Raw genomic sequence first — 24001 nt, forward strand, 5'->3', positions numbered from 1 at the left:
TTCTCTCCTGTTAGCGTTTTAGCGCCTGATGAATATCAGCCGCCAGCTTATCAATGTCGCTGTCAGTTAAGGTTGACAGCGTAATACGCAGGCCGTGGGCAGGCGTATTGACGCCAAACACTTCGCCTTCCCGCACCAGCCAGCCGGACTTCGCCAGCGCAAAAGCGATTACCTGGCTGTTATTTTCCAGCGGTAGCCACATATTCAGACCGTCACCAACGGGTAACTCAATGCCATGTCGCCGCAGTGCTGCCGCCAACGTTTGCTGCTGGGCGGCGTAAAACTGCTGAGTTTGCGCCAGTGTGTGTTGATAAGTCTCGTCACTCAGGCAGGCGCAGGCCAAATCCTGCAGCAGATGGCTGACCCACTGACTGCCGGAGTTGAGCCGTAAACGTAGCTTCCCTGAAGTGAGCGGATCGCTGGCCACAATGGCCAGGCGTAAATCCGGACCTAACGTTTTGGACATCGAACGGACAATCGCCCAGTGCGTGGTTTCCTTCGCAATCACCGGATACCAGTGGCAAGCAGATAGCAGCGCAAAGTGGTCGTCGACGATCACCAGCGTCTGCGGATAGCGGGCCAGGATTTCCTGCAATTGCGCCGCGCGGGATGCGTTCAGGCTACATCCTGTGGGGTTATGCGCGCGCGGTGTCAGAATCACCGCCCGCGCACCTTTCTGTAGCGCGAGTTCCAGTTGGTCCGGCAGCATACCTTCGTGGTCAACATTGGCCGGACTGGCGGAGAAACCAGCATAACGCAGCATGTTGATGCTGCTCAAAAAGCATGGATCTTCTACGACAACGCTATCACCAGCCAGTAAATGGGCGCACAGTAGCCGTTCGATAGCATCAATGGCGCCGCTGGTGATATCAATTTCCCCTTTGCCGGGCATTGCATTTTGCATCCATTGTGATGCCCACGCCTTAAGTCCAGGTGATACAGCGGCATCGCCATACAACCGCGGACTCTTATTTATCTTTGCGAAATAACTACTCAGGTCAGGAAGACGCGAGGGCGCTGGGTTACCGCCGGAAAGATCGATAAGCGGGGTATTCGGATTACCACCTTCCAACGCAACGGGGGCAGTAATCCCCTTAATCACCGTGCCGTTGCGTCCCAGGCTCTGCGCCAACCCGGAGGTGACCAGGCGTTTGTAAGCCGCCGCGACAGTATTGCGGTTCACGTTTAATTCCGTTGCCAGTTCCCGCACTGGCGGCAACGTTTCGCCTGCTGCCAGCGTGCCTGTAGTGACATGTTGACGGATACTGTCAAAAATTTCGTTAGCGGTTTTTCCGTCGATCATTATTGACCTATGACAAAATGAATTTTAGCATATGACGATAATAGTGAGGCGTAGGCCCGCTGTCCAGAGAGAGGAGAAATTTATGGAGCAGGAGAGTGATATCCAGTCAGTGCTCTTTGACGACACGAATCGGGCGTTACAGACCGATATCGTCGCCGTCCAGTCACAGGTGGTGTATGGCAGCGTAGGCAACAGCATCGCCGTCCCGGCCATTAAAGCGCAGGGGTTACGCGTGACGGCAGTACCCACGGTGCTGTTCAGTAATACCCCGCATTATGAAACCTTTTACGGCGGCGTTATTCCGTCCGACTGGTTTAGCGGCTATCTCCGTGCCTTAAGCGAGCGTGATGCCTTGCGCGAGCTAAAGGCGGTGACTACTGGATACATGGGCAGCGCGGAGCAAATCGCCTTGCTGGCACAGTGGCTGGAAACCGTTCGGGCCACGCATCCGGACCTGTGCATTTTGGTCGACCCTGTGATTGGCGATACGGATAGCGGCATGTATGTGAAAGCCGAAATCCCGGAAGCTTATCGTCAGCACCTGCTGCCGCTGGCGCAGGGGCTGACGCCGAACGTGTTCGAGCTGCAAATGCTGAGCGGAAAGCCGTGTCGTACGCTTGATGAAGCCATTACGGCGGCACAATCACTGCTCACTGACACCCTGAAATGGGTGGTAATTACCAGCGCACCGGGGGATACCGAAGAGATTATTAACGTTGCGGTGGTGACGGCTGAAACGGTTGAGGTGTTAGCCCATCCGCGAGTGAAAACGGATCTGAAGGGGACTGGCGATCTGTTTTGTGCAGAGCTGGTGAGCGGCCTTGTACTGGGGAAAGCGCTGACGACCGCGACTCACGACGCCGCGCAGCGGGTGCTGGACGTGATGACGTGGACGCATCTGTGCGGTTGTGATGAATTAATTCTGCCACCGGCAGGGGAGGCGCGATGAAGAGTTACCGGCTGGTAGTTCGCCAGAATGGGCGTATGGTTGGACATTTTGACACCAACGGGGCAGCAGCGCTGGAAGATATCTGCGTAGCGCGATCCATGTTTGGTATTGCGGGTGGCTACGACTGTGAATTGTTAGTGGCAGACTCGGAGCGACGGATGCTGGAAAGCGGGCCGGAAGGGATGAAAATCCTGATGCGCGAGGCGTGTTATCGACCGGTCACCTCACAGATTTAATGCCGGATGGCGGCGAGAACGTCTTATCCGGCCTACGTTACGGAGTTTGTTGTAGGCCGGATAAGCGTAGCGCCATCCGGCAGGGTTTTGATAACCATCAGATAAAAAAAATGGCGCCTGCTGGCGCCATCTTTCTCTGCAAAAAGAATTACTTCTTGATGCGGATAACCGGAGTCTCACCCACTGTCACGCTACCGGACAGTTTGATCAGCTCTTTGATTTCGTCCATGTTGGAGATAACAACCGGAGTCAGGGTAGACTTGGCTTTTTCTTCCAGCAGCGGCAGATCGAATTCAATAACCGGGTCGCCCACTTTCACGCGCTGACCTTCTTCAGCGATGCGTTTGAAGCCTTCGCCTTTCAGTTCAACGGTATCAATACCGAAGTGAACAAACAGCTCAATGCCGCTGTCGGATTCGATAGAGAAAGCGTGGTTGGTTTCAAAGATTTTGCCGATGGTGCCATCAACAGGGGCAACCATTTTGTTACCGGTTGGTTTGATAGCAATGCCATCACCAACGATTTTCTCAGCAAAAACTACATCCGGCACGTCTTCGATGTTGACGATCTCGCCAGAGAGCGGAGCAACGATCTCAATAGTTCCGGTGTCTTTCTTATCATCAGAAACCAGAGATTTCAGTTTATCGAACAAACCCATGATCTTCTCCTAAGCAGTAAATTGGGCCGCATCTCGTGGATTAGCAGATTGTTTTTTCTTCAATGAACTTGTTAACCAGCGTCATTAACTCGTCCGTTGTCGGTTGAGCAAGAGCCTGCTCTGCTAACACCTTCGCATCTTCGAAGTTCGTGTTACGGATAATCTTCTTAATGCGCGGGATAGAAATGGCGCTCATAGAGAATTCGTCCAGACCCATCCCCAGCAACAGAAGTGTAGCACGTTCGTCGCCTGCAAGCTCACCACACATGCCAGTCCATTTGCCTTCAGCATGAGAAGCATCAATAACTTGCTTGATCAGCGTCAGCACAGATGGCGACATCGGTTGGTAAAGGTGTGAAATCATATCATTACCACGGTCAACTGCCAGGGTGTACTGCGTTAAATCATTGGTGCCGATACTAAAGAAATCAACTTCTTTGGCTAAATGACGCGCAATTGTTGCCGCAGCTGGTGTTTCCACCATCACGCCAATCTCAATGCTCTCGTCAAATGCTTTACCTTCGTCGCGCAGTTCCTGTTTGTAGATTTCGATCTCTTTGCGCAGTGCACGCACTTCTTCAACAGAGATGATCATTGGGAACATGATACGCAGTTTGCCGAAAGCAGAGGCGCGCAGGATAGCGCGAACCTGGTCACGCAGGATCTCTTTACGATCCATGGCGATACGCACGGCACGCCAGCCCAGGAACGGGTTCTCTTCTTTCGGGAAGTTCATGTACGGCAGTTCTTTATCGCCGCCGATGTCCATGGTACGGACGATGACCGCCTGAGAGCCACAGGCTTCAGCAACGGCTTTATACGCAGCAAACTGTTCTTCTTCAGTTGGCAGCGATTCACGGTCCATGAACAGGAATTCGGTGCGGTACAGACCCACACCTTCAGCGCCGTTACGCTCAGCGCCTTCAACGTCACGAACGGTACCGATGTTGGCGCAAACTTCAACCTGATGTCCGTCCAGCGTGATAGCCGGCAGATCTTTCAGCTTAGCGAGTTCCGCTTTCTCGGTAGCAACCTGCTCCTGAACGGCACGCAGTTGCTCAATAACGTCGTTGGTCGGATTGACGTAAACCTGGTTGTTTACGGCATCCAGAATCAGATAGTCGTCGTTTTTCACCTGAGAGGTGACGCTACCCGTACCTACGATGGCAGGCAGTTCCAGAGAACGCGCCATGATAGAGGTATGGGAAGTACGTCCGCCCGCGTCAGTGATGAAACCCAGCACCTTGTTCAGGTTCAGCTGTGCGGTTTCTGACGGGGTCAGGTCTGCGGCAACCAGGATAACTTCGTCCTGGATAGCGCTTAGGTCAATAATTGCCAGACCCAGAATGTTACGCAGCAGGCGTTTACCGATGTCACGTACGTCAGCCGCACGTTCTTTCAGGTATTCATCATCCAGCTCTTCCAGGGCTGTGGCCTGACCTTCGATAACTTCATGCGCAGCTGCATCAGCCGTCATGTGCTTATCTTTAATCAGGGCTATGATTTCCTGCTCCAGCTCCTCATCTTCGAGCAGCATGATATGCCCTTCAAAGATGGCTTCTTTTTCTTCACCGAACGTTTCACCAGCTTTGGTTTTGATCGCTTCCAGTTGCGCAGATGCCTTGGCACGACCGCTCAGAAAACGTTCAACTTCCTGATCAACCTTGTCGGCAGAAATTTTTTTCCGGTCAATGACGATCTCGTCTTCTTTCAGCAGCAATGCTTTACCGAAAGCGATACCCGGGGATGCTAAAATGCCTGAAATCATAACCCTACCTTACTTGTGACTGATATTTAAAAGAACTCGTTGAACTTACTCGAGTTCAGCCATCAGTTTAACCAGATGCTCAACTGCTTTCTGCTCGTCCTCACCTTCTGCGGACAGGGTGACAACGGTACCCTGAGTCAGGCCCAGAGTCTGCAGTTTAAACAGGCTTTTGGCGCTAGCGCTTTTGCCGTTGGAAGTCACAGTAATTTCAGAAGTAAAGCCTTTTGCTTCTTTAACAAACTGAGCAGCAGGGCGAGTATGCAGACCGTTCGGAGCGGTAATGGTAACTTCTTGCTGGAACATTATATTTCCCCAACTTATAGGTTTAGTGTTGTGGAACTAAAGTCTAGCCTGGCGGCTCAACTTTAGCCTGTATTGTTAGCATCGGCGTAAACTGGACGCGACACAAAAGGAGTTCGGTGCAATCCGTTGCTGGCAACTTCTTGCCGCTGACGTTTCGTTCGTCATTAAACATTATGCCGCGAAAGGAAGAGTTGAACCAAATCATAAAATCGATTCAGCTAGCGCTTTTCCTGTAACGATTAATTTCGCGCATCAAAATAATTAGTTTGGTTAAATACCAGTTCCGGCGGGTTGAATCAATGCCAGGCGAGTTGAAACTTTGAAGCAGGCCACAAAAAAGCACCCAAAAGGGTGCTTTTTTACGCGTTTTTAACATGCTGGCACTACTGTTGCAGTTCTTTCTCTGTAAAGAGATCGGCAAACAGTGCTGTGCTCAGATAACGCTCACCCGATGACGGTAGAATAACCACTATATTCTTATTGGTAAAGGTTTCATCTTCCTGGAGCTTAAGCGCGGCAGCAACCGCAGCACCGGAAGAGATCCCAGCCAGAATACCTTCTTCTTCCATCAGACGACGCGCAGTAGAAATAGCTTCATCATTAGTGATGGCAACGACTTTATCGATAAGCTTCAGATCAAGGTTACCCGGAATGAAGCCAGCGCCGATGCCCTGAATTTTATGCGGGCCTGGTTTGAGTTCTTCACCTGCCAGCGCCTGGGCGATAACCGGGGAGTCGGTAGGTTCAACCGCGACGGTGATCAGATCGGTTTTGCCTTTAGTGCCTTTAATGTAACGGGTCACACCAGTCAACGTACCGCCGGTACCGACGCCGGAAATAAAGACATCAACCTGGCCATCGGTATCTTCCCAGATTTCCGGGCCGGTGGTTTTTTCGTGGATTTCCGGGTTTGCCGGGTTGCTGAACTGCTGCAGCAGCAGGAATTTTTCCGGATCGCTGGCCACAATTTCTTCCGCTTTCTGAATCGCGCCCTTCATACCTTTTGCGCCTTCGGTCAGCACCAGGTTCGCGCCCAGCGCTTTTAAGAGCTTGCGGCGCTCAATGCTCATGGTTTCAGGCATGGTCAGAGTCAGTTTGTAGCCGCGAGCTGCGGCAACGTAGGCCAGCGCAATCCCTGTGTTGCCGCTGGTTGGTTCGACCAGCTCTACACCCGGTTTCAGTACACCACGTTTTTCGGCATCCCAAATCATGTTGGCACCGATACGGCATTTGACGCTAAAGCTTGGGTTGCGTGATTCCACCTTCGCCAGAATGCGTCCGTTACCGATACGGTTCAGTCGAACCAGCGGCGTATGACCGATAGTCAGCGAGTTGTCTTCAAAAATCTTACTCATGGCCTGTCCTTAACTGTATGAAATTGGGATACCGCTTCAGCATACCTGTTGAGAAAGTATGGGGAAGTAAGGAATTCGTATATCTATATGCCACCAGGAAATAATGCGTTGCAGTATGGAATAAGAGCGGGCATAAGCCAGCCCGCTTTTACACATTTTTGCATTACTTCCATAACGCGTGCTTAGCACGATAGCAGTCTACCCACATCGCCGTGGCACCACAAACCGCGACCGGCATGATGAACAGATTGAGCACCGGAATCATGGTGAACAGGCTGGTCAATGCGCCAAATTGCATATTGGTGACCTTGCGTGTGCGCAGCGCGACGCGCATCTCCTTAAAAGGCACCTTATGGTTATCAAACGGATAATCGCAGTACTGAATGGCCAGCATCCACGCGCTGAACAGGAACCACAGCACCGGGGCGACAGTCTGCCCAATACCCGGAATGAAATAGAGGATCAGCAACACGACGGCGCGCGGGAGATACCACGCCAGCTTTTGCCATTCACGTTTCATAATACGGGGAACATCTTTCATGATGCCGAGAACGCCGGTGTCAGGCGGTGTTGCGCCCGTTAAGCGTGCTTCCAGCTGTTCTGCCAGCAGACCGTTAAACGGCGCGGCAATCCAGTTGGCTATGGTGGAAAACAGGTAGCCGAACACCAGTAGTACGGAGATAGTGACAATCGGCCACAGCAAGTAGCTGAGCCACTGAAGCCAGTCAGGGACGTGACTCATCAGCGCGGGGATCCAGCTATCGAGTTGTGTGAATAGCCACCAGAATGCGCCGCCCATCAGCAGGATATTCACCAGCAAAGGCAGGATGACAAAGCGACGAATGCCCGGTAGGGTGATGAGCTTCCATCCCTGTGAAAAGTAATAAAGGCCGCTGCGAGGTACGACTGCAGATGATGAAACCATGGTCAGGACATACTCCTTGTTATATAAGCTCTGGTAAACTTTGCGTATCTTACCGGGTTGTTGAGCGTTAAGCTGTTCAGAAATGTTCGAAAAAACAGCAAAAAGCACAATTTTGTTCATCTTTATGCCGTGAAAGCCAAGAGTGCACTTGCACTTGGCGTAATCGACAAATACTCTTAGTGAGTAAATGTTTGCCGTGGTGGCAAGGTGTTAGAACAACAGAGAATATAATGATGCAGGATTTGCGTCTGATATTAATCATTGTTGGCGCGATCGCCATAATCGCTTTACTGGTACATGGTTTTTGGACTAGCCGTAAAGAGCGGTCTTCTATATTCCGCGATCGCCCACTGAAACGCATGAAGTCTAAACGTGAAGACGAGGATTCGTTCGACGACAACGTCGAGGAAGACGAAGGCGTGGGCGAAGTTCGCGTTCATCGTGTGAATCATGCTCCCGGTAACGCGCAGGAACATGGTGTTCCTCCTCAGTCGCCGCAACACCAGTACCAGCCGCCTTATGCGTCTGCTCAGCCGCGTCAACCCGCGCCGCAGCCTGCACAAGCGCCGGTACCGCCGCCGCATGCTCAGCAGCAGCCGCAGCCTGTACAACCGCAGCAGCCGGTGCAGCATCAGCCTGTTCAGCAACAACCTGCGCAGCAGCCGATGCAGCATCAGCCCGTTGCTCCGCAGGTTCAGCAGCCCGTGCAGCAAGCACCGCAACCTGCGCCGCAGGCTTTCCAGCCCGCAGAGCCTGCCGTTGAACATCAACCTCAGCCTGAGCCGGTAGTTGAAGAAGCGCCTGTTGCTGAAAAACCGCAGCGTAAAGAAGCGGTCATTATTATGAACGTTGCGGCGCATCACGGTAGTGAGCTCAACGGTGAAGTGCTGCTCAACAGCATTCAGCAAGCCGGTTTTAAATTTGGCGATATGAATATTTTCCATCGTCATTTGAGCCCGGATGGCAGCGGTCCTTCGCTGTTCAGCCTTGCCAATATGGTTAACCCAGGAACGTTTGACCCCGAAATGACGGGTGATTTCAGCACCCCTGGCGTGACTATTTTTATGCAGGTTCCGTCCTACGGTGACGAGCTGCAAAACTTTAAGCTGATGCTGCAGTCCGCACAGCACATTGCCGATGAAGTGGGTGGTGTGGTGCTCGACGATCAACGTCGCATGATGACGCCGCAGAAACTGCGCGAGTATCAGGACCGCATCCGCGAAGTTAAAGAATCTCACGCCTGATTTTCCTCTGGCGTGACATATCCTTGCTAAACCCCCGCCTGTCGGGGGTTTTTTATCATTGATGGTGCGATATGGAATCAATCGAACAACAATTGACAGAACTGCGAACCACGCTTCGCCATCATGAGTATCTCTACCATGTGATGGATGCGCCGGAAATTCCCGATGCGGAATACGATCGCCTGATGCGTGAACTGCGCGAGCTGGAAGCGCAGCATCCGGAACTTATCACCCCCGACTCGCCAACACAACGTGTTGGCGCCGCTCCGTTAGCAGCGTTCAGCCAGATTCGCCATGAAGTGCCAATGCTGTCGCTGGATAACGTGTTTGATGAAGAGAGTTTTCTCGCCTTCAACAAGCGCGTGCAGGACAGACTAAAGAGTACGGATAAACTAACCTGGTGCTGCGAACTGAAGCTGGACGGGCTGGCGGTCAGTATCCTGTATGAAAACGGTGTGCTGGTCAGCGCCGCAACGCGTGGTGATGGTACTACGGGTGAGGATATTACCTCGAACGTGCGCACCATTCGTGCGATCCCGTTAAAACTGCGAGGCGATAACATTCCGACGCGTCTGGAAGTGCGCGGTGAAGTGTTCCTGCCGCAGGCCGGATTTGAAAAAATTAACGAAGAGGCCCGCCGCACTGGCAACAAAGTGTTTGCTAACCCGCGTAACGCAGCGGCCGGGTCATTGCGCCAGCTCGATCCGCGTATCACAGCGAAGCGACCGCTTACTTTCTTCTGCTATGGCGTTGGTGTGCTGGAAGGTGGTGTGCTGCCTGATACCCACCTGGGCCGTCTGCTGCAATTTAAAGAGTGGGGATTGCCGGTGAGCGACAGAGTTACGCTTTGCGACTCTCCGGAGGAAGTACTTGCTTACTATCACAAGGTTGAAGAAGACCGACCGACGCTGGGATTCGATATCGACGGTGTGGTGATCAAAGTCAACTCTATGGTGTTGCAGGAACAACTGGGTTTTGTTGCCCGCGCGCCGCGCTGGGCTGTGGCCTTTAAGTTCCCGGCGCAAGAGCAGATGACCTTCGTACGTGATGTTGAGTTTCAGGTTGGACGCACCGGGGCGATTACGCCTGTCGCCCGCCTTGAGCCAGTTCAGGTTGCCGGGGTGTTGGTCAGTAACGCCACCTTGCACAATGCGGATGAAATTGAGCGTCTTGGTTTGCGTATTGGCGATAAAGTCGTCATTCGCCGTGCGGGCGATGTCATCCCGCAGGTAGTAAACGTCGTGCTTTCCGAGCGCCCGGACGATACGCGTGAAATTGAGTTTCCCACCCACTGTCCGGTATGCAACTCTGACGTTGAGCGTGTGGAAGGCGAAGCGGTCACACGCTGTACCGGTGGTTTAATCTGCGGAGCGCAGCGTAAGGAATCGCTGAAACACTTCGTTTCCCGCCGTGCGCTGGACGTTGACGGCATGGGCGACAAAATTATCGATCAATTGGTCGAGAAGGAGTATGTCCACACGCCTGCGGATCTCTTCACACTGACCGCAGGTAAGCTGACTGGTCTTGATCGTATGGGGCCGAAATCGGCACAAAACGTGGTGAATGCGCTGGAAAAAGCAAAAGAAACGACGTTTGCCCGTTTCCTCTACGCGCTGGGTATTCGCGAAGTCGGCGAAGCTACGGCGGCTGGTCTGGCGGCGCATTTTGGCACCCTTGAGGCGCTGGAAGCGGCCTCTATTGAAGAGCTGCAAAAAGTGCCGGATGTCGGCATTGTGGTAGCGACCCACGTGTTTAATTTCTTTGCTGAAGAGAGTAACCGCGAGGTGATCGTCCAACTGCTGGCGCAGGGGATTCACTGGCCAGCACCGGTGGTCATCAACGCTGAAGAAATCGACAGCCCCTTCGCGGGTAAAACGGTAGTGCTGACCGGGAGCCTGAGCCTGATGTCACGCGATGACGCCAAAGCGCGACTGACCGAGTTGGGTGCAAAAGTGGCCGGCAGCGTATCGAAGAAAACCGACCTGGTGATTGCCGGTGAAGCGGCGGGTTCGAAGCTGGCGAAAGCGCAGGAGCTGGGTATTGCCGTGATCGATGAAGCTGAAATGATCCGCTTACTGGGTGCCTGAAATGGAAAAAGAGCAGCTGGTTGAAATCGCCAATACCGTGATGCCCTTTGGCAAATATAAAGGGCGTCGGCTGATTGATGTACCGGAAGAGTATCTGCTGTGGTTTGCCCGTAAAGATGAATTCCCGCCGGGCAAGCTCGGCGAGCTGATGCAAATCACGCTGCTGATTAAAACTGAAGGGCTGACGCAACTGGTGCAGCCCCTGAAACGCCCGCTCTAAGCCTTTGCGGCGTGGCTTTTCTGCTGCGCCTGCAATGCGTCCGTTTGTTGCTTGTAGCGACGTGCCAGCACGGCACACACCATCAGCTGAATTTGATGGAAGATCATCAACGGCAGCACCATCATTCCTATCACTGACGTCGGGAACAGAATATTTGCCATTGGGATCCCATTTGCCAGGCTCTTTTTTGATCCGCAAAAGACAATGGTGATCTCATCGGCTTTGTTGAAGCCGCATTTCCGCGCAACAAAGACGTTGATGCCAATCACGATTGCCAGCAATACGATGCTGACCACCACGATAAACAGCAGCGAGCCAATCCCCACTTTGTGCCAGATCCCGTTAACCACGGCTTCACTGAAGGCGGAGTACACCACCAGCAAGATGGAGGATTGGTCCGTTTTGGCGATCCATTTTTTATGTCGGGATACCCAATTACCAATCCACGGACGTGAAAGATGTCCCAGTACGAACGGCAGCAGCAGTTGCAGCATGATTTTCCCCACCTGCTCCAGACTGCCTTCTGCGCCGTGCATATTCATTACCAGGCCAACCAGCAACGGCGAGAGAAAAATACCCAGCAGGCTGGAGGCCGAAGCGGAACACACGGCAGCGGCAACGTTACCCCCCGCCAGCGACGTAAAAGCGATTGCCGACTGCACCGTGGCCGGCAAAATACACAGGTACAGGAAACCGGTGTACAGCATCGGGTCAACATTAACCGGCGCCCACCAGGCGAACAGAACACCCAGTACCGGGAAAACAACAAACGTGCTGCACATCACCCATAGATGCAAACGCCAGTGACTACCGCCAGCAATAATGGCTTCACGCGAAAGCTTCGCCCCGTGCATAAAAAACAACAGGGCAATGGCAGCGGTGGTTAAGCCTTCAAAGAAAGGCACAAAGCCACCCTTGGCCGGGAAAAAGGACGCCAGTAATACGACCGTAATCAACGTTATCGTGAACGGATCAAGGATACGAAAAAGTTTCATAAAAGCTCCTGAAATTCGGTAGGAACATTTTGCGTTTTTCTGTTTGAGAAATAAAATTGATTTATTGCATCCATATATGAATCGAATAAATGAATTACTCTCTGCGTCAGCTGCGTATCTTTGTTACCGTCGCTCAGGCCAAAAGTTTTAGCCGGGCGGGGGATATCATTGGCTTAAGCCAGTCGGCGGTCAGCCACAGTGTTAAAGAGCTGGAAGGGCAGACGGGTGTGCGGTTGTTAGATAGAACAACGCGGGAAGTGGTGCTGACGGAAGCAGGGCACCAGTTGGCGGCTCGGCTGGAACGTATTCTGGATGAACTGCACAGCACGCTGCGTGAAGCAGGCCAGGTGGGAACGCAGTTAACCGGAACGGTGCGCGTTGCCGCCAGCCAGACAATATCTGCTCACCTTATTCCACAGTGTATTGCCCAGAGTAATCAGCTTTATCCAGCAATCGATTTTGTGCTGCACGATCGTCCGCAACAGTGGGTGCTGGAGAGTATTCGTCAGGGCGAGGTGGATTTTGGCATTGTGATAGATCCAGGTGCTGTGACCGATCTACAGTGTGAAGCGGTGTTATCCGAACCGTTCCTGCTGTTGTGTCGAGAGGATCATCCGCTAGCCCAACGCGAATGGGTAAATTGGCAGGATTTATATCATGAGCGCTTGGTATTACAGGATTACGCTTCCGGCAGTCGACCGTTGATCGATGCGGCGCTAGCCCACTTTTCCATTGAGGCCAATATTGTTCAGGAGATTGGTCACCCGGCCACACTGTTCCCGATGGTTGAGGCGGGGATTGGTATCAGCGTGCTGCCCGCGCTGGCGCTCCCTTTACCGCAGGGCAGCCATTTGCAGGTTAAACGCCTGACGCCGGTTGTGGAACGACAATTGATGCTGGCACGACGTAAAAATCGTTCTTTATCGACTGCGGCCCAGGCGCTGTGGGACGTGGTGCGGATGCAGGCCAGTGAATTAACCGCCGGTCGGGCACGGGATCCTTTGTACCAGCTTTAACGATATGGCTGGTGTTTGTCATGTTGTTAGGTTTGGCTTTCAGTATCGATGAACTGATCGTTAACTTTGATATTTTACCCGGCACCGGACTACCTCTTTATATTTATAAATTCTCCTGCGATATTCTTAGACAATTGCTCAGCTTGCGGATTTTTAAGGCTATTTTAAATTATTACTTTTTTTTCTTGACCTTCCACTTGCTGGAAGGTTGATACTCTTTATACGCAAGTACGGATAGCAGTATCTAATACAATGATGTATAGCGATTGATTAATGAAATGACTAAGCAATTCATACAGTAGCTCGTTATAGGTAGAATTAACACGATCCCGATGGAGTAATATTAGTGATATGTTAAATAATCCTACAATAGCTGGTTGCTGAAACTAATCCGGTAAATATATTTAACTAATGGGGTATTGGCGGCGATGATAAGCAAAAATAAAATTTTAATTGCAATGCAAATTAGTATGCTGGCATGGTCTGGTTATACGTTTGCAGCAGACAGAGTGTATGTAGCAAATGAAGGTGCAGATTCAGTTAATGTACTTGATGCTGCGTCTTTAAAGACTGTAGATAAAGTACATGTTGGTAAAATGCCGCATAACGTTCAGGTGTCACCAGACAATAAAACAGTTTGGGTAACCAACCTTGGTGCTAACGGGACACATTCATCAGGCTCTGAACATATGGATATGAGTAAAGATGCTCATTCTGAGAAAATGGACATGGGCAAAGATTCTCATGCTGGCAAAAAGGAACATGGAGAAGTTTGGGTTATTAATGTCGAAAATGATACGGTTATTGCAAAACTTCCGGTTGGCGCACACCCTGCGCATGTTGTTGTCACCCCTGATGGGAAAATGGCGTATATCTCAAATAGTGCAGATAACACCATCAGCGTGATTGATGCAGAACATTTGAAAAATTTAACGACAATTAATGTAGGTAAATTCCCTCATGGCCTCAGAGTGAGTCCTGACGGTAAAGAAGTTTATATCGCGAATATGAAAGGGGGCTCGGTATCCGTTGTTGATACAGCCAGTAATAAAGAAGTCGCGCAGATCCCATTAGGTAAAATGCCAGCCCAGGTAGGTTTCTCACCGGACGGAAAACTGGTGTTTGTTTCCCTGTCTGGTGAAGATGCTGTAGCGGTGATTGATACAGCAACGCGTAAAGTTGTGAAGAAAATTAATGTCGGTACCGTACCAATCCAGCTGTTTGGCACTCCGGATGGTAAAAGCATGCTGGTAACCAATCAGGGCTCGAAGAGCAAGCCGGGTAACACAATAAACATGATTGATATCGCAAGCCTTGCGGTAGCGAAAACCATCACCACTGGCGATGGGGCCCATGGCGTGGTCGTCGATAAAAATGGCAAATATGCTTACGTAACTAACTCATTTGCAAACTCTGTCTCGATGATTGACATTAATGAGCGTAAGGTAGTGAACACGCTTCCGGTAGACAACAACCCAAATGGTATCAGCTGGGGCTCTGTCGAAGTGACGCCTAAATAACTGTGCTAGCATTTATCAATACCCGTCATTCGCTGGCGGGTATTTTCATGAATATTCTATAAATAAAGGAACGACAGATGAGAAAGCCGGAGCGGACAAAAACGCTGCCTAGTAAGTTCAATTTTGATGATACTGTAAACAGACTCGTCAGCGTATTGAATGCTAAAAATATTCGTATTTTTGTGCAGGTTGATCAACAGCAAGCGGCAACGGATGTAGGTCTTGCTCTGCGACCGACGATGTTATTTCTGTTTGGTAACCCAAAGGGTGGTACTCCTGCCATGCAAGCAAATCCTCATGCGGCAATAGAGTTACCCCTACGGGTGGTTATTTGGCAGGATGACAATGGTGATACCCATATAGATTATCAGGATGCAAGTACTGTTCTGGAGTTTGATTATGGTGTTGCACATAATATTGTTGCTCCAGTTAGCATTCTGGCAACTCTTCTTAACGAAGTGGCCGGTAATTAATTGCAAATAACACTAAATGCCTCGCGGATATTTAGTGTTATTTTTCTGCGTTTATTATGATGGTATTTAACCCGCTATAATAAACCTATTGAACAATACATATGATGTTCATTACTCTTCAATGTTTGTCGATTCGTCTATTTTATAAATTGAAGGGTTTTTGTTTGCAATATTATGTGAAAAGTATATCTTGACGCTCAAATATTAATATGTAAATTATGAGGATAGTTATGAAAAAGACATTAGTCACATCATTGGCCGCTTCTTTGTGTTTTCTCAGTCTGTCTGCCTTTGCTGCTACAGAAATCTCGCAACAAGAAGCCAATAGTTTAAAGCATGTCAAGTCAATCACCGTAACGGAAAATACGGTGAATCAATGTATGCACAAAATTTCGAAAATGGCAGATAAAGAAGGTGCTGATTTCTTTGTCATTAAGAACTTCTCTTCTATAGGCAATGGTTCTCAGGCTGTAGTGACCAGCGAACTCTATAAAAAGTAAACAGCAGTTTCCCCCGTTTTGATTATTGATTAGCGAAAGTGCGTTGTTATACCTGCTTTCGCTTATTAATAATCAACAAATGTTTGTCAGTCATTCTCAGGGCGGGCTTTGTCAGCCCACTCGTCTGACGAATTCCGGATATGTTGGTACTCCTTGCCATTTCTGGCAGAAAAAAAATGTGAGTTCAGGCTGATTTAGCACATGCCATCTATACCGATTTACTATCGGTAATCGGGATAAACGGTATTGGTAATCGATTGCGTAGTCTCGCTATAACAATGCGGTACGCTACGTTATTTCGATTACTCAGTATTAAGGACATCTCATGAGCCACTCTCTTTTCTCGCAAAATCCCTGGTATAGCGCTGATATCATTCGTGGTTACAAACCGGATTTTACGCCGCGCGTAGCCTTTATCCTCGGCTCCGGCCTGGGGGCGCTGGCGGATCAAATTGAGGATGCGGTTGCCATCTCTTACGAGAAACTACCAGGGTTCCCGGTGAGTACCGTACACGGTCATGCTGGTGAACTGGTATTGGGAAATCTGGCGGGAATTCCGGTGGCCTGTATGAAAGGACGTGGACATTTCTATGAAGGTCGCGGTATGACGGTGATGACGGATGCCATTCGTACGCTGAAGCTGCTGGGATGTGAGCTGCTGTTTTGCACCAATGCCGCAGGCTCTTTGCGTCCCGAAGTCGGACCGGGTAGCCTCGTGGCGCTTAGCGATCACATCAATACGATGCCGGGTACGCCGATGGTAGGGCCAAACGATGAGCGTTTTGGTGAGCGATTCTTTTCATTGGCGAATGCCTATGATGCTGACTACCGTGCGGTCCTGCAAACTGTTGCCGCTGAGGAAGGATTCTCGCTGAGTGAAGGGGTTTTTGTCTCTTATCCGGGGCCGAACTTTGAAACCGCGGCAGAAATCCGCATGATGCAAATTATCGGTGGCGACGTGGTGGGGATGTCGGTGGTGCCTGAAGTTATCTCTGCGCGCCACTGCGGTTTGAAAGTGGTTGCGGTGGCGGCCATCACCAACCTGGCGGAAGGTCTGGGTGATGTTAAATTATCTCACGCGCAGACGCTGGCTGCGGCGGAACTCTCCCGGCAGAATTTCATCAATTTGATCTGCGGATTCTTGCGCAAACTGGCCTGAATAACTAAAAAATGACCCCGCTTGCGGGGTCTTACTTTATGGCAAGGAACGGAAAAATGGGTATCGCATCTCGCTTAAAGCTCATGTCGTTTTTGCAATATTTCATCTGGGGAAGCTGGTTGGTAACCCTGGGTTCCTACATGATTAATACCCTGGATTTTACCGGTGCGAACGTCGGTATGATTTACAGTTCGAAAGGGCTGGCGGCGATTATCATGCCGGGCATTATGGGCATCATTGCCGATAAATGGCTACGCGCCGAGCGCGCCTATATGCTTTGTCATCTTGTATGTGCGGGCGTGTTGCTATATGCCACAACCGTTACCGATCCGCAGACCATGTTTTGGGTGATGCTGGTTAACGCAATGGCGTATATGCCGACGATTGCGTTATCGAATAGCGTCTCATACTCGTGTCTGGCACAATCGGGTCAGGATCCGGTCACCGCGTTCCCGCCAATTCGTGTGTTTGGCACCATAGGGTTTATTGTGGCGATGTGGACAGTCAGTTTGATGGGACTGGAACTGAGCAGCGCGCAGTTGTATATCGCTTCAGGGGCATCGTTGCTGCTGGCTCTCTATGCGCTTACGTTGCCGAAAATCCCGGTTGCTGAGAAGAAAGCAAACACCACGCTTGCCAGCAAGCTCGGTCTGGACGCCTTTGTCCTATTTAAAAAACCGCAGATGGCAATCTTCTTTTTGTTTGCGATGATGCTGGGGGCGGTGTTGCAAATCACCAACGTCTTTGGCAATCCGTTCCTGCATGATTTTGCCCGTAACCCGGAATTTGCCGACAGCTTTGTGGTGAAGTATCCCTCCATATTGCTTTCCGTTTCACAGATGGCGGAGGTGGGCTTTATTCTCACTATTCCGTACTTCCTTAAACGCTTTGGCATTAAAACGGTGATGCTGATGAGCATGCTGGCATGGACGCTGCGCTTTGGCTTCTTTGCCTTTGGCGATCCGTCGCCGTTTGGTTTTGTGCTGCTGCTGATGTCGATGATCGTCTACGGCTGTGCGTTTGATTTCTTCAATATCTCGGGATCGGTATTTGTCGAGCAGGAGGTTAGCTCTAACATTCGCGCCAGCGCGCAGGGGCTGTTTATGACGATGGTAAACGGCGTTGGCGCGTGGGTGGGATCAATCCTGAGTGGTATGGCGGTAGACTATTTTTCTGTCGATGGCGTCAAGGATTGGCAAACTATCTGGCTGGTGTTTGCCGCGTATGCGCTGGCTCTGGCGGTTATCTTTGCATTGTTCTTTAAGTACAAGCATGAGCCTGAACGACTGGCACAGAAATCACCGGCACATTAACACTCCATTGGCGGCGGGTTCTGATACCCGCCGTTTCATTTTCTGCGAGGCAATGTGGTAACTTTGCGCATTATCCTTATTTCAGGAGCGCATTATTCATGGAACGCACGCACCGCATCGATCTGAAGTTACTGCGTTATTTTCTTGCTGTTGCAGAAGAACTGCATTTTGGACGTGCTGCTGCTCGCCTGAATATGTCGCAACCGCCGCTCAGTACCCATATTAAAGAGCTGGAGCAACAGCTCGGCACTTTGCTATTTATCCGTCATTCCCGCAGCGTGGCGTTAACTCACGCGGGAAAGATATTGATGGAAGAGTCGCGCCGACTGTTATCCAGTGCCAATCAGGCGCTGGCGAGAGTGGAGCAAATTGGTCGTGGTGAGGCAGGGCGAATTGAGCTTGGCGTTATCGGTACAGCGATGTGGGGAAAAATGCGTCCGGTGATGCGGCGTTTTATGAAGGATAATCCCAATGTTGAGGTGCTGTTTCGCGAGAACATGCCCGCGATGCAGATGACGATGCTGGAACGGCGTGAACTGGATGCGGGAATTTGGCGGATGGCTACGGAGCTTTCTCCCGGTTTTACCAGTTTGCGTTTGCATGAGTCCTCTTTTCTGGTTGCCATGCCGGAAGAACATCCTCTTACTGCCTGTGAGTCCATACCGCTGGAGGCGTTGAGAAATGAATATTTTGTCACAATGCCTTCCATTCATACTGACTGGGCATTTTTGCAGCGAGTTTGCCTGAGTGCTGGATTTTCCCCGATGATTATTCGTGAGGTGAGGGAGCCGCAAACGGTGCTGGCGATGATCAGCATGGGGATTGGTATTACGTTAATTGCTGACAGCTATGCGCAGATGAATTGGCCTGGCGTGGTATTTCGACCGTTAGAGGAACGTATTCCGGCGGATTTGTATATTGTGTATGACCAACAGCAGGCGACACCCGCGCTGGGGAAACTGGTAGCGGCATTGACGATGTGATGTCTGTGCCGGCCTACGTGTGCGGTATTGTCTGTAGGCCTGATAAGCGTAGCGCATCAGGCGATGCAGGTTCGAATCTTATAAATCGCAGATAGCAAAAAGGCGCCTTTAGGGCGCCTTTTTACATTGGTGGGTCGTGCAGGATTCGAACCTGCGACCAATTGATTAAAAGTCAACTGCTCTACCAACTGAGCTAACGACCCGAAGTGGTGGGTGATGACGGGATCGAACCGCCGACCCCCTCCTTGTAAGGGAGGTGCTCTCCCAGCTGAGCTAATCACCCACTTCGGTACTTCAATTTTTTGTAAGAAATCCAGCTGGCGAGAAAGTGGTGGGTGATGACGGGATCGAACCGCCGACCCCCTCCTTGTAAGGGAGGTGCTCTCCCAGCTGAGCTAATCACCCACTTCTCAATTTCTTACTCTACACGGCGGAGACTACATAAAGTAGTTGGTGGGTGATGACGGGTTCGAACCGCCGACCCCCTCCTTGTAAGGGAGGTGCTCTCCCAGCTGAGCTAATCACCCCCGCTGTGTGGAGTCGCATTATAGGGAGAGTTGAAAATGAGTCAACGCATTTTCTAAAGAATTTGTTCGTTCGTCGTAAATTTAAACAAAACGATCGCAAATCAATCCATGCAGCATGATTTGTATACGAAAATGGCAAAGCGTGATGTTCCAACCTGAACAACATTGAGGAATCAGACCACAGTGATAGAATACGAGCCTGATAATCTTCCCAGGATTTGCCGGTTGTCGGCATCTTTATAAACGTAAGGCCATTTCATGAAAATCAAAACTCGCTTCGCGCCAAGCCCGACAGGTTACCTGCACGTCGGTGGTGCGCGTACTGCTCTATATTCCTGGCTTTTTGCACGTAACCATGACGGTGAGTTTGTGCTGCGTATTGAAGACACCGATCTCGAACGCTCCACTCCGGAAGCTATTGAAGCCATTATGGATGGCATGAATTGGCTGAATCTGGAATGGGATGAAGGTCCGTACTTCCAGACCAAACGTTTTGATCGCTACAACGCCGTGATTGATGAGATGCTGGAAGCCGGTACCGCGTATAAATGCTATTGCTCCAAAGAGCGTCTGGACGCACTGCGCGAAGAGCAGATGGCAAACGGTGAGAAGCCACGTTACGACGGTCGCTGCCGCCACGGCCATGAGCATCATGCTGCTGATGAACCATGCGTGGTGCGTTTTGCCAACCCGCAGGATGGATCCGTTATTTTTGACGACCAGATCCGTGGGCCGATCGAATTCAGCAACCAGGAGCTGGACGATCTGATCATCCGCCGTACTGACGGTTCCCCGACCTACAACTTCTGTGTTGTTGTCGACGACTGGGATATGGAAATCACTCACGTTATTCGTGGTGAAGACCATATCAACAACACTCCGCGTCAGATCAACATCCTGAAAGCGCTGAATGCGCCGGTGCCGGTTTATGCACACGTGTCGATGATCAACGGCGACGACGGTAAAAAACTCTCTAAACGTCACGGTGCGGTCAGCGTTATGCAGTATCGCGACGACGGTTACCTGCCGGAAGCGCTGCTGAACTATCTGGTGCGTCTGGGCTGGTCCAGCGGCGATCAGGAAATCTTCACCCGTGAAGAGATGATCAAACTGTTCTCCCTTAGTGCGGTGAGCAAGTCTGCCAGTGCGTTCAACACCGAAAAACTGCAGTGGCTGAACCATCACTACATTAATTCGCTGGCACCGGAATATGTGGCAACGCATCTGCAATGGCACATTGAGCAGGAAAATATCGATACTCGCGTCGGCCCACAGCTGTCTGAGCTGGTTAAACTGCTGGGTGAGCGCTGCAAAACGCTGAAAGAGATGGCGCAGAGCTGCCGTTACTTCTACGAAGATTTTGCTGAGTTCGACGCGGACGCCGCGAAGAAACACCTGCGTCCGGTAGCACGTCAGCCGCTGGAAGTGGTTCGCGATAAACTGGCTGCTATCAGCGAGTGGACGGCAGAAAACGTGCACCACGCGATTCAGGCGACCGCTGACGAGCTGGAAGTGGGTATGGGTAAAGTTGGGATGCCGCTGCGCGTAGCCGTAACCGGCGCGGGCCAGTCTCCGGCGTTAGACGTCACGGTGCATGCGATTGGTAAATCCCGCAGCATTGAGCGTATTAATAAAGCGCTGGCGTTTATTGCTGAGCGTGAAAGCCAGCAGTAAGACCGGTTAAGCGGTGAAACAACGGCAGGAGCGCATCCTGCCGTTTTTTTGCCTGTTATTCAGACTCATCAATACCCAGACGGGTCAGGAAAGTGCGAATACCTTCGCGAGAAATATACATTGCCAGCTTTTCTTGTTCCGTTGGCGACATGTTGTCCAGTGCGCTAATTATCTGGCGACAGGCGTGGCTACGCACCACGTGGTTGTATTCTGCCAGCGGTTCCTCAGCCTGATAAATTTCAGGGACTTTGCGAAAAGCCGGAATATTGAGCAGAAACGTACGGACGCTGGAGTCGATATGGATCAGCCTTGCACGACCCCCTTTAACGCCGGGAAACTTTTCGGTGGTCCAGTTTTGTTCTCTGATCCAACGATTGACGGTTTGTTTGGCAACCCCGAGACATTCCGCCAGTTCTTCGGTCGTCATTTTGCTGCGTAATTTTTTCATATTATTTGTTGTCGCGGATCCCTAAGCGTTGTAACAAACCCGTAATGCCTTCACGCAGGATCAGTGACGTAAACATTTTTTGTTCTGACGGAGTCATCTCTTTGGCGAGCCTAATCAGTAGAGCTTCGATAGAGGTATCGCCGGATAACGATAAATTATCTGATAAACCTTCGGCTGAACGCTCAGCACTGCGAATGTATTCACGAACTTGTTCGGTGACGTGAACCAGACGCGCTTTACCGCCCTGTACGCCTGGTTTTGGTGATGTAGCCCAACCCTCCTTGCGCACCCATTTATTGATGGTCTGTCGGCTGTATCCGGTCAGATTAGCAAGTTCTTCTGGCGTCATCCGTTCCTTGAACATAACGATTCCCTGAATAGTCGTGGGGTTAATTAGTGGCTCATTTTATAGCACCATTTTAGTAGAAACCGTGACGCGTTTAACTACTGAATGCGAGTTGTTACGCAATGTTCTTCATTTGACTGCTTTTTCAGCGATTGAATTCTATGAGTTAATTTTGCCGTTGACACACGCGAAGGGAATTCATATGATGCCGCCCGTCAACTCGACAAGCTTTACGTAATGGGGCTATAGCTCAGCTGGGAGAGCGCTTGCATGGCATGCAAGAGGTCAGCGGTTCGATCCCGCTTAGCTCCACCAAATTTAATCCCAATAAATTTGGTACGTACGTAATAGCATCGTGGGGCTATAGCTCAGCTGGGAGAGCGCTTGCATGGCATGCAAGAGGTCAGCGGTTCGATCCCGCTTAGCTCCACCAAAATTTAAACCCTCGCTGAAAAGCGGGGGTTTTTTGTTTCTGTTTCCTACCTGTTCTTATCCTGTATCTCTTCGGTTTGCTGAATAGCAGGCATAAAAAAACCGGGGAGAAGAAATCGAACTGACCCCATAATGTTGGACAGTTTATTTTAAGCGGTTATCTGGGCCTGGGTTCGGTACTCTACCGGACTCAGGCCTTTCAGTTTCTGTTTTATTCTTTCATGGTTGTAATAGTGGATGTAGTCATCGATAGCCATGCGCAACTCGCTGATATTCTTGTGTTCCGTGAGGTAAAAACACTCAGATTTCAGTGTGCCGAAGAAGCTCTCCATCACTGCATTGTCATGACAGTTTCCCTTTCTTGACATGCTCTGTTTCAGACCCGCCTCCTTTAGCCGGTTCTGATAATGTGCCATCTGATATTGCCAGCCCTGATCTGAGTGGAGCAGCGGGTATTCGTTTTTGCCCAGTACAGATATAGCCTTCGACAGCATGTTATCCACCATCGACAGAAGAGGACGGGACTCCATCTGATACGCTACTATTTCTCCGTTATACAGATCCAGAACCGGGGACAGATACAGCTTTTCTCCGCTTATTTTAAATTCCGTGACATCTGTTACCCACTTCTGGTTGGGTTTATCCACACTGAACTGCCGGTTCAGTACATTACCCGCAACTTTCCCATGCCGGCCTTTGTAAGAGTTATATTTCTTCCTTCTGATACAACAGGTTAAATCTAACACCTTCATTAACCTCTGAACCGTTTTATGGTTCAGTAAGCTTCCTTCCCGGCGGCCAGCCAGCGTGATTCGCCTGTATCCATACCGTCCTTTATGTTTATGGAACAGCGTTAAAATATGCTGCTTATCATCGGCATATTTGTCTGGTTTTTTACCGTTGGCCAGTTGCCAGTAGAACGTGCTTCTTGCCAGCCCTGCAGCTTTTAACAAGCGTGCAAGAGGGAACTTCAGCCTTAACTCATTCACGACCTGCGCTTTATCCCACGTCCTGACGTACTTCTTTCCCTGAGTAAGGCCTGCAGCTTTTTTAGATATGCCACTTCAGCACGCAGTTGTTCAAGTTCCTCACGTTCATCCGGAGCAAGAGGGGTCTGCAAAGGAGGGACGGGGTGATTCTCAGGGCGTTCTGGCATCGTTTTTTTCCTGCGTCGACTGTCTGTAAGGGCTTCTAATCCCCCTTCATCATACAGTCGTTCCCACTGACTAACAGTGGAAAAGGCAGGGATAGTGAATTTTGCACAGACTTCGCGAACAGACAGCTGGTGTTCACGCATATGCAGGATAACGGACTCTTTAAAAGCAGGAGAATAGGTGAAATGCCGGGTTGTAAGCCCGGCTTCGCCATGGAGCTTCCAGGCAACAGACCATTTACGAACGGCACTGTGATCGATACCAAAACGTTTTGCAGTCGCCTCCTGTCCTTCCAGCCCGGAAAGGTAGTGCTGCACAACCTCAAGCTTGAAGCTGAGAGAATACTTGCTCATAAAAAACTGCACCTTACTTCGTTGGGTGTCCAACTTTTTGGGTGCAGTTCAGAATCTCCC

23 protein-coding genes and 6 tRNA genes are annotated in these 24001 nt (G+C 50.6%); 15 read left to right on the forward strand and 14 right to left on the reverse strand.

Annotation, left to right across the window (positions count from 1 at the left end; translation table 11 throughout):
* Positions 1 to 10: 10 nt before the first annotated feature.
* Positions 11 to 1303 (reverse strand): transcriptional regulator PtsJ, encoded by a 1293-nt coding sequence (ptsJ, locus tag IB222_RS06785; protein WP_149385202.1) that lies wholly within the window; start codon positions 1301 to 1303, stop codon positions 11 to 13.
* A gap of 82 nt (positions 1304 to 1385) precedes the next feature.
* Here ptsJ and pdxK point away from each other — a divergent pair, with 82 nt between their 5' ends.
* Both pdxK and IB222_RS06795 read left to right on the forward strand, forming a co-directional pair.
* Entirely contained in the window at positions 1386 to 2252 is an 867-nt protein-coding gene (gene pdxK / locus IB222_RS06790; protein WP_057066918.1) for a pyridoxine/pyridoxal/pyridoxamine kinase, read from the forward strand.
* Entirely contained in the window at positions 2249 to 2488 is a 240-nt protein-coding gene (locus IB222_RS06795) for a hypothetical protein (RefSeq protein ID WP_003835004.1), read from the forward strand. Before pdxK ends, IB222_RS06795 begins: the two co-directional genes overlap by 4 nt.
* 148 nt (positions 2489 to 2636) lie before the next feature.
* Here the strand turns inward: IB222_RS06795 and crr are convergent, their stop codons facing one another.
* The 5 genes from crr to cysZ all read right to left on the reverse strand — a co-directional run bounded on the left by crr (position 2637) and on the right by cysZ (position 7497).
* The gene (gene crr / locus IB222_RS06800; protein ID WP_000522253.1) at positions 2637 to 3146 is read right to left on the reverse strand and encodes a PTS glucose transporter subunit IIA; all 510 of its coding nucleotides are present in this window, start codon (positions 3144 to 3146) and stop codon (positions 2637 to 2639) included.
* A 40-nt stretch (positions 3147 to 3186) separates the two neighbouring features.
* Positions 3187 to 4914, reverse strand: coding sequence for a phosphoenolpyruvate-protein phosphotransferase PtsI (gene ptsI, locus IB222_RS06805; protein WP_008785405.1), 1728 nt, complete (start codon positions 4912 to 4914; stop codon positions 3187 to 3189).
* 45 nt (positions 4915 to 4959) lie between these two features.
* On the reverse strand, positions 4960 to 5217 hold the full coding sequence (ptsH, locus tag IB222_RS06810) for a phosphocarrier protein Hpr (RefSeq protein ID WP_002913505.1): 258 nt from the start codon (positions 5215 to 5217) through the stop codon (positions 4960 to 4962).
* Between the two features lie 383 nt (positions 5218 to 5600).
* Positions 5601 to 6572, reverse strand: a complete 972-nt coding sequence (gene cysK / locus IB222_RS06815; RefSeq protein WP_003038091.1) for a cysteine synthase A — start codon at positions 6570 to 6572, stop codon at positions 5601 to 5603.
* 163 nt (positions 6573 to 6735) lie between these two features.
* Complete coding sequence (cysZ, locus tag IB222_RS06820) at positions 6736 to 7497, reverse strand: sulfate transporter CysZ (RefSeq protein ID WP_003834927.1); 762 nt, start codon at positions 7495 to 7497, stop codon at positions 6736 to 6738.
* 230 nt (positions 7498 to 7727) lie between these two features.
* Here cysZ and zipA point away from each other — a divergent pair, with 230 nt between their 5' ends.
* From zipA to IB222_RS06835, 3 genes are all read left to right on the forward strand, one after another.
* Entirely contained in the window at positions 7728 to 8741 is a 1014-nt protein-coding gene (gene zipA, locus IB222_RS06825) for a cell division protein ZipA (protein ID WP_003834924.1), read from the forward strand.
* A 71-nt stretch (positions 8742 to 8812) separates the two neighbouring features.
* A complete protein-coding gene (ligA, locus tag IB222_RS06830; RefSeq protein WP_060683464.1) occupies positions 8813 to 10828 on the forward strand; it encodes an NAD-dependent DNA ligase LigA in 2016 nt (671 codons plus the stop codon).
* 1 nt (position 10829) lies between these two features.
* Positions 10830 to 11048, forward strand: coding sequence for a DUF3820 family protein (locus IB222_RS06835; protein ID WP_003038102.1), 219 nt, complete (start codon positions 10830 to 10832; stop codon positions 11046 to 11048).
* Here the strand turns inward: IB222_RS06835 and IB222_RS06840 are convergent.
* Positions 11045 to 12043, reverse strand: a complete 999-nt coding sequence (locus IB222_RS06840; protein WP_149385203.1) for a bile acid:sodium symporter family protein — start codon at positions 12041 to 12043, stop codon at positions 11045 to 11047. The two genes, IB222_RS06835 and IB222_RS06840, sit on opposite strands and share 4 nt — an antisense overlap.
* Positions 12044 to 12132: 89 nt before the next feature.
* On the opposite strand from IB222_RS06840, the gene IB222_RS06845 reads away from it, so the two are divergent.
* From IB222_RS06845 to IB222_RS06875, 7 genes are all read left to right on the forward strand, one after another.
* Entirely contained in the window at positions 12133 to 13059 is a 927-nt protein-coding gene (locus IB222_RS06845; protein WP_003834913.1) for a LysR family transcriptional regulator, read from the forward strand.
* Positions 13060 to 13487: 428 nt separating this feature from the next.
* Positions 13488 to 14579, forward strand: a complete 1092-nt coding sequence (locus IB222_RS06850) for a beta-propeller fold lactonase family protein (protein WP_149385204.1) — start codon at positions 13488 to 13490, stop codon at positions 14577 to 14579.
* Positions 14580 to 14656: 77 nt separating this feature from the next.
* Positions 14657 to 15052 carry a DUF302 domain-containing protein gene (locus IB222_RS06855; RefSeq protein WP_003834908.1) on the forward strand — a complete coding sequence of 132 codons (396 nt, stop codon included), beginning with the start codon at positions 14657 to 14659 and terminating at the stop codon, positions 15050 to 15052.
* 230 nt (positions 15053 to 15282) lie between these two features.
* A complete protein-coding gene (locus IB222_RS06860) occupies positions 15283 to 15552 on the forward strand; it encodes a YdgH/BhsA/McbA-like domain containing protein (RefSeq protein ID WP_008785396.1) in 270 nt (89 codons plus the stop codon).
* Positions 15553 to 15877: 325 nt separating this feature from the next.
* Positions 15878 to 16711 carry a xanthosine phosphorylase gene (gene xapA / locus IB222_RS06865; RefSeq protein ID WP_003834904.1) on the forward strand — a complete coding sequence of 278 codons (834 nt, stop codon included), beginning with the start codon at positions 15878 to 15880 and terminating at the stop codon, positions 16709 to 16711.
* Positions 16712 to 16767: 56 nt separating this feature from the next.
* Positions 16768 to 18024, forward strand: coding sequence for a nucleoside permease (locus tag IB222_RS06870; RefSeq protein WP_003834901.1), 1257 nt, complete (start codon positions 16768 to 16770; stop codon positions 18022 to 18024).
* 98 nt (positions 18025 to 18122) lie between these two features.
* Complete coding sequence (locus IB222_RS06875) at positions 18123 to 19007, forward strand: LysR family transcriptional regulator (protein ID WP_126317606.1); 885 nt, start codon at positions 18123 to 18125, stop codon at positions 19005 to 19007.
* A gap of 127 nt (positions 19008 to 19134) precedes the next feature.
* Here IB222_RS06875 and IB222_RS06880 read toward each other — a convergent pair.
* From IB222_RS06880 to IB222_RS06895, 4 genes are all read right to left on the reverse strand, one after another.
* Positions 19135 to 19210 (reverse strand) — tRNA-Lys (locus IB222_RS06880).
* A gap of 4 nt (positions 19211 to 19214) precedes the next feature.
* Positions 19215 to 19290 (reverse strand) — tRNA-Val (locus IB222_RS06885).
* Positions 19291 to 19336: 46 nt separating this feature from the next.
* Positions 19337 to 19412: transfer RNA gene (locus IB222_RS06890), tRNA-Val, on the reverse strand.
* Positions 19413 to 19458: 46 nt separating this feature from the next.
* Positions 19459 to 19534, reverse strand: a tRNA-Val gene (locus IB222_RS06895).
* A gap of 258 nt (positions 19535 to 19792) precedes the next feature.
* On the opposite strand from IB222_RS06895, the gene gltX reads away from it, so the two are divergent.
* The gene (gene gltX / locus IB222_RS06900; protein ID WP_003834898.1) at positions 19793 to 21208 is read left to right on the forward strand and encodes a glutamate--tRNA ligase; all 1416 of its coding nucleotides are present in this window, start codon (positions 19793 to 19795) and stop codon (positions 21206 to 21208) included.
* Positions 21209 to 21263: 55 nt separating this feature from the next.
* On the opposite strand, the gene IB222_RS06905 is transcribed toward gltX, so the two are convergent.
* Positions 21264 to 21656, reverse strand: coding sequence for a YfeC-like transcriptional regulator (locus tag IB222_RS06905; RefSeq protein ID WP_149385254.1), 393 nt, complete (start codon positions 21654 to 21656; stop codon positions 21264 to 21266).
* 1 nt (position 21657) lies between these two features.
* Entirely contained in the window at positions 21658 to 22020 is a 363-nt protein-coding gene (locus IB222_RS06910) for a YfeC-like transcriptional regulator (protein WP_003028277.1), read from the reverse strand.
* A gap of 221 nt (positions 22021 to 22241) precedes the next feature.
* Between IB222_RS06910 and IB222_RS06915 the strand changes: the two genes are divergently transcribed.
* Both IB222_RS06915 and IB222_RS06920 read left to right on the forward strand, forming a co-directional pair.
* Positions 22242 to 22317: transfer RNA gene (locus IB222_RS06915), tRNA-Ala, on the forward strand.
* Between the two features lie 42 nt (positions 22318 to 22359).
* Positions 22360 to 22435, forward strand: a tRNA-Ala gene (locus IB222_RS06920).
* A gap of 148 nt (positions 22436 to 22583) precedes the next feature.
* On the opposite strand, the gene IB222_RS06925 is transcribed toward IB222_RS06920, so the two are convergent.
* Positions 22584 to 23941 (reverse strand): IS3 family transposase gene (locus tag IB222_RS06925; protein WP_149385264.1). Its coding sequence is split into 2 segments (ribosomal slippage): positions 22584 to 23479 and positions 23479 to 23941, totalling 1359 coding nucleotides; the frame shifts between segments, so codons are not numbered across the junction.
* Positions 23942 to 24001: the final 60 nt, after the last annotated feature.

Source organism: Citrobacter sp. C13 (assembly GCF_014596815.2).
In the GTDB taxonomy this organism is placed as follows: Bacteria; Pseudomonadota; Gammaproteobacteria; order Enterobacterales; family Enterobacteriaceae; genus Citrobacter; species Citrobacter portucalensis.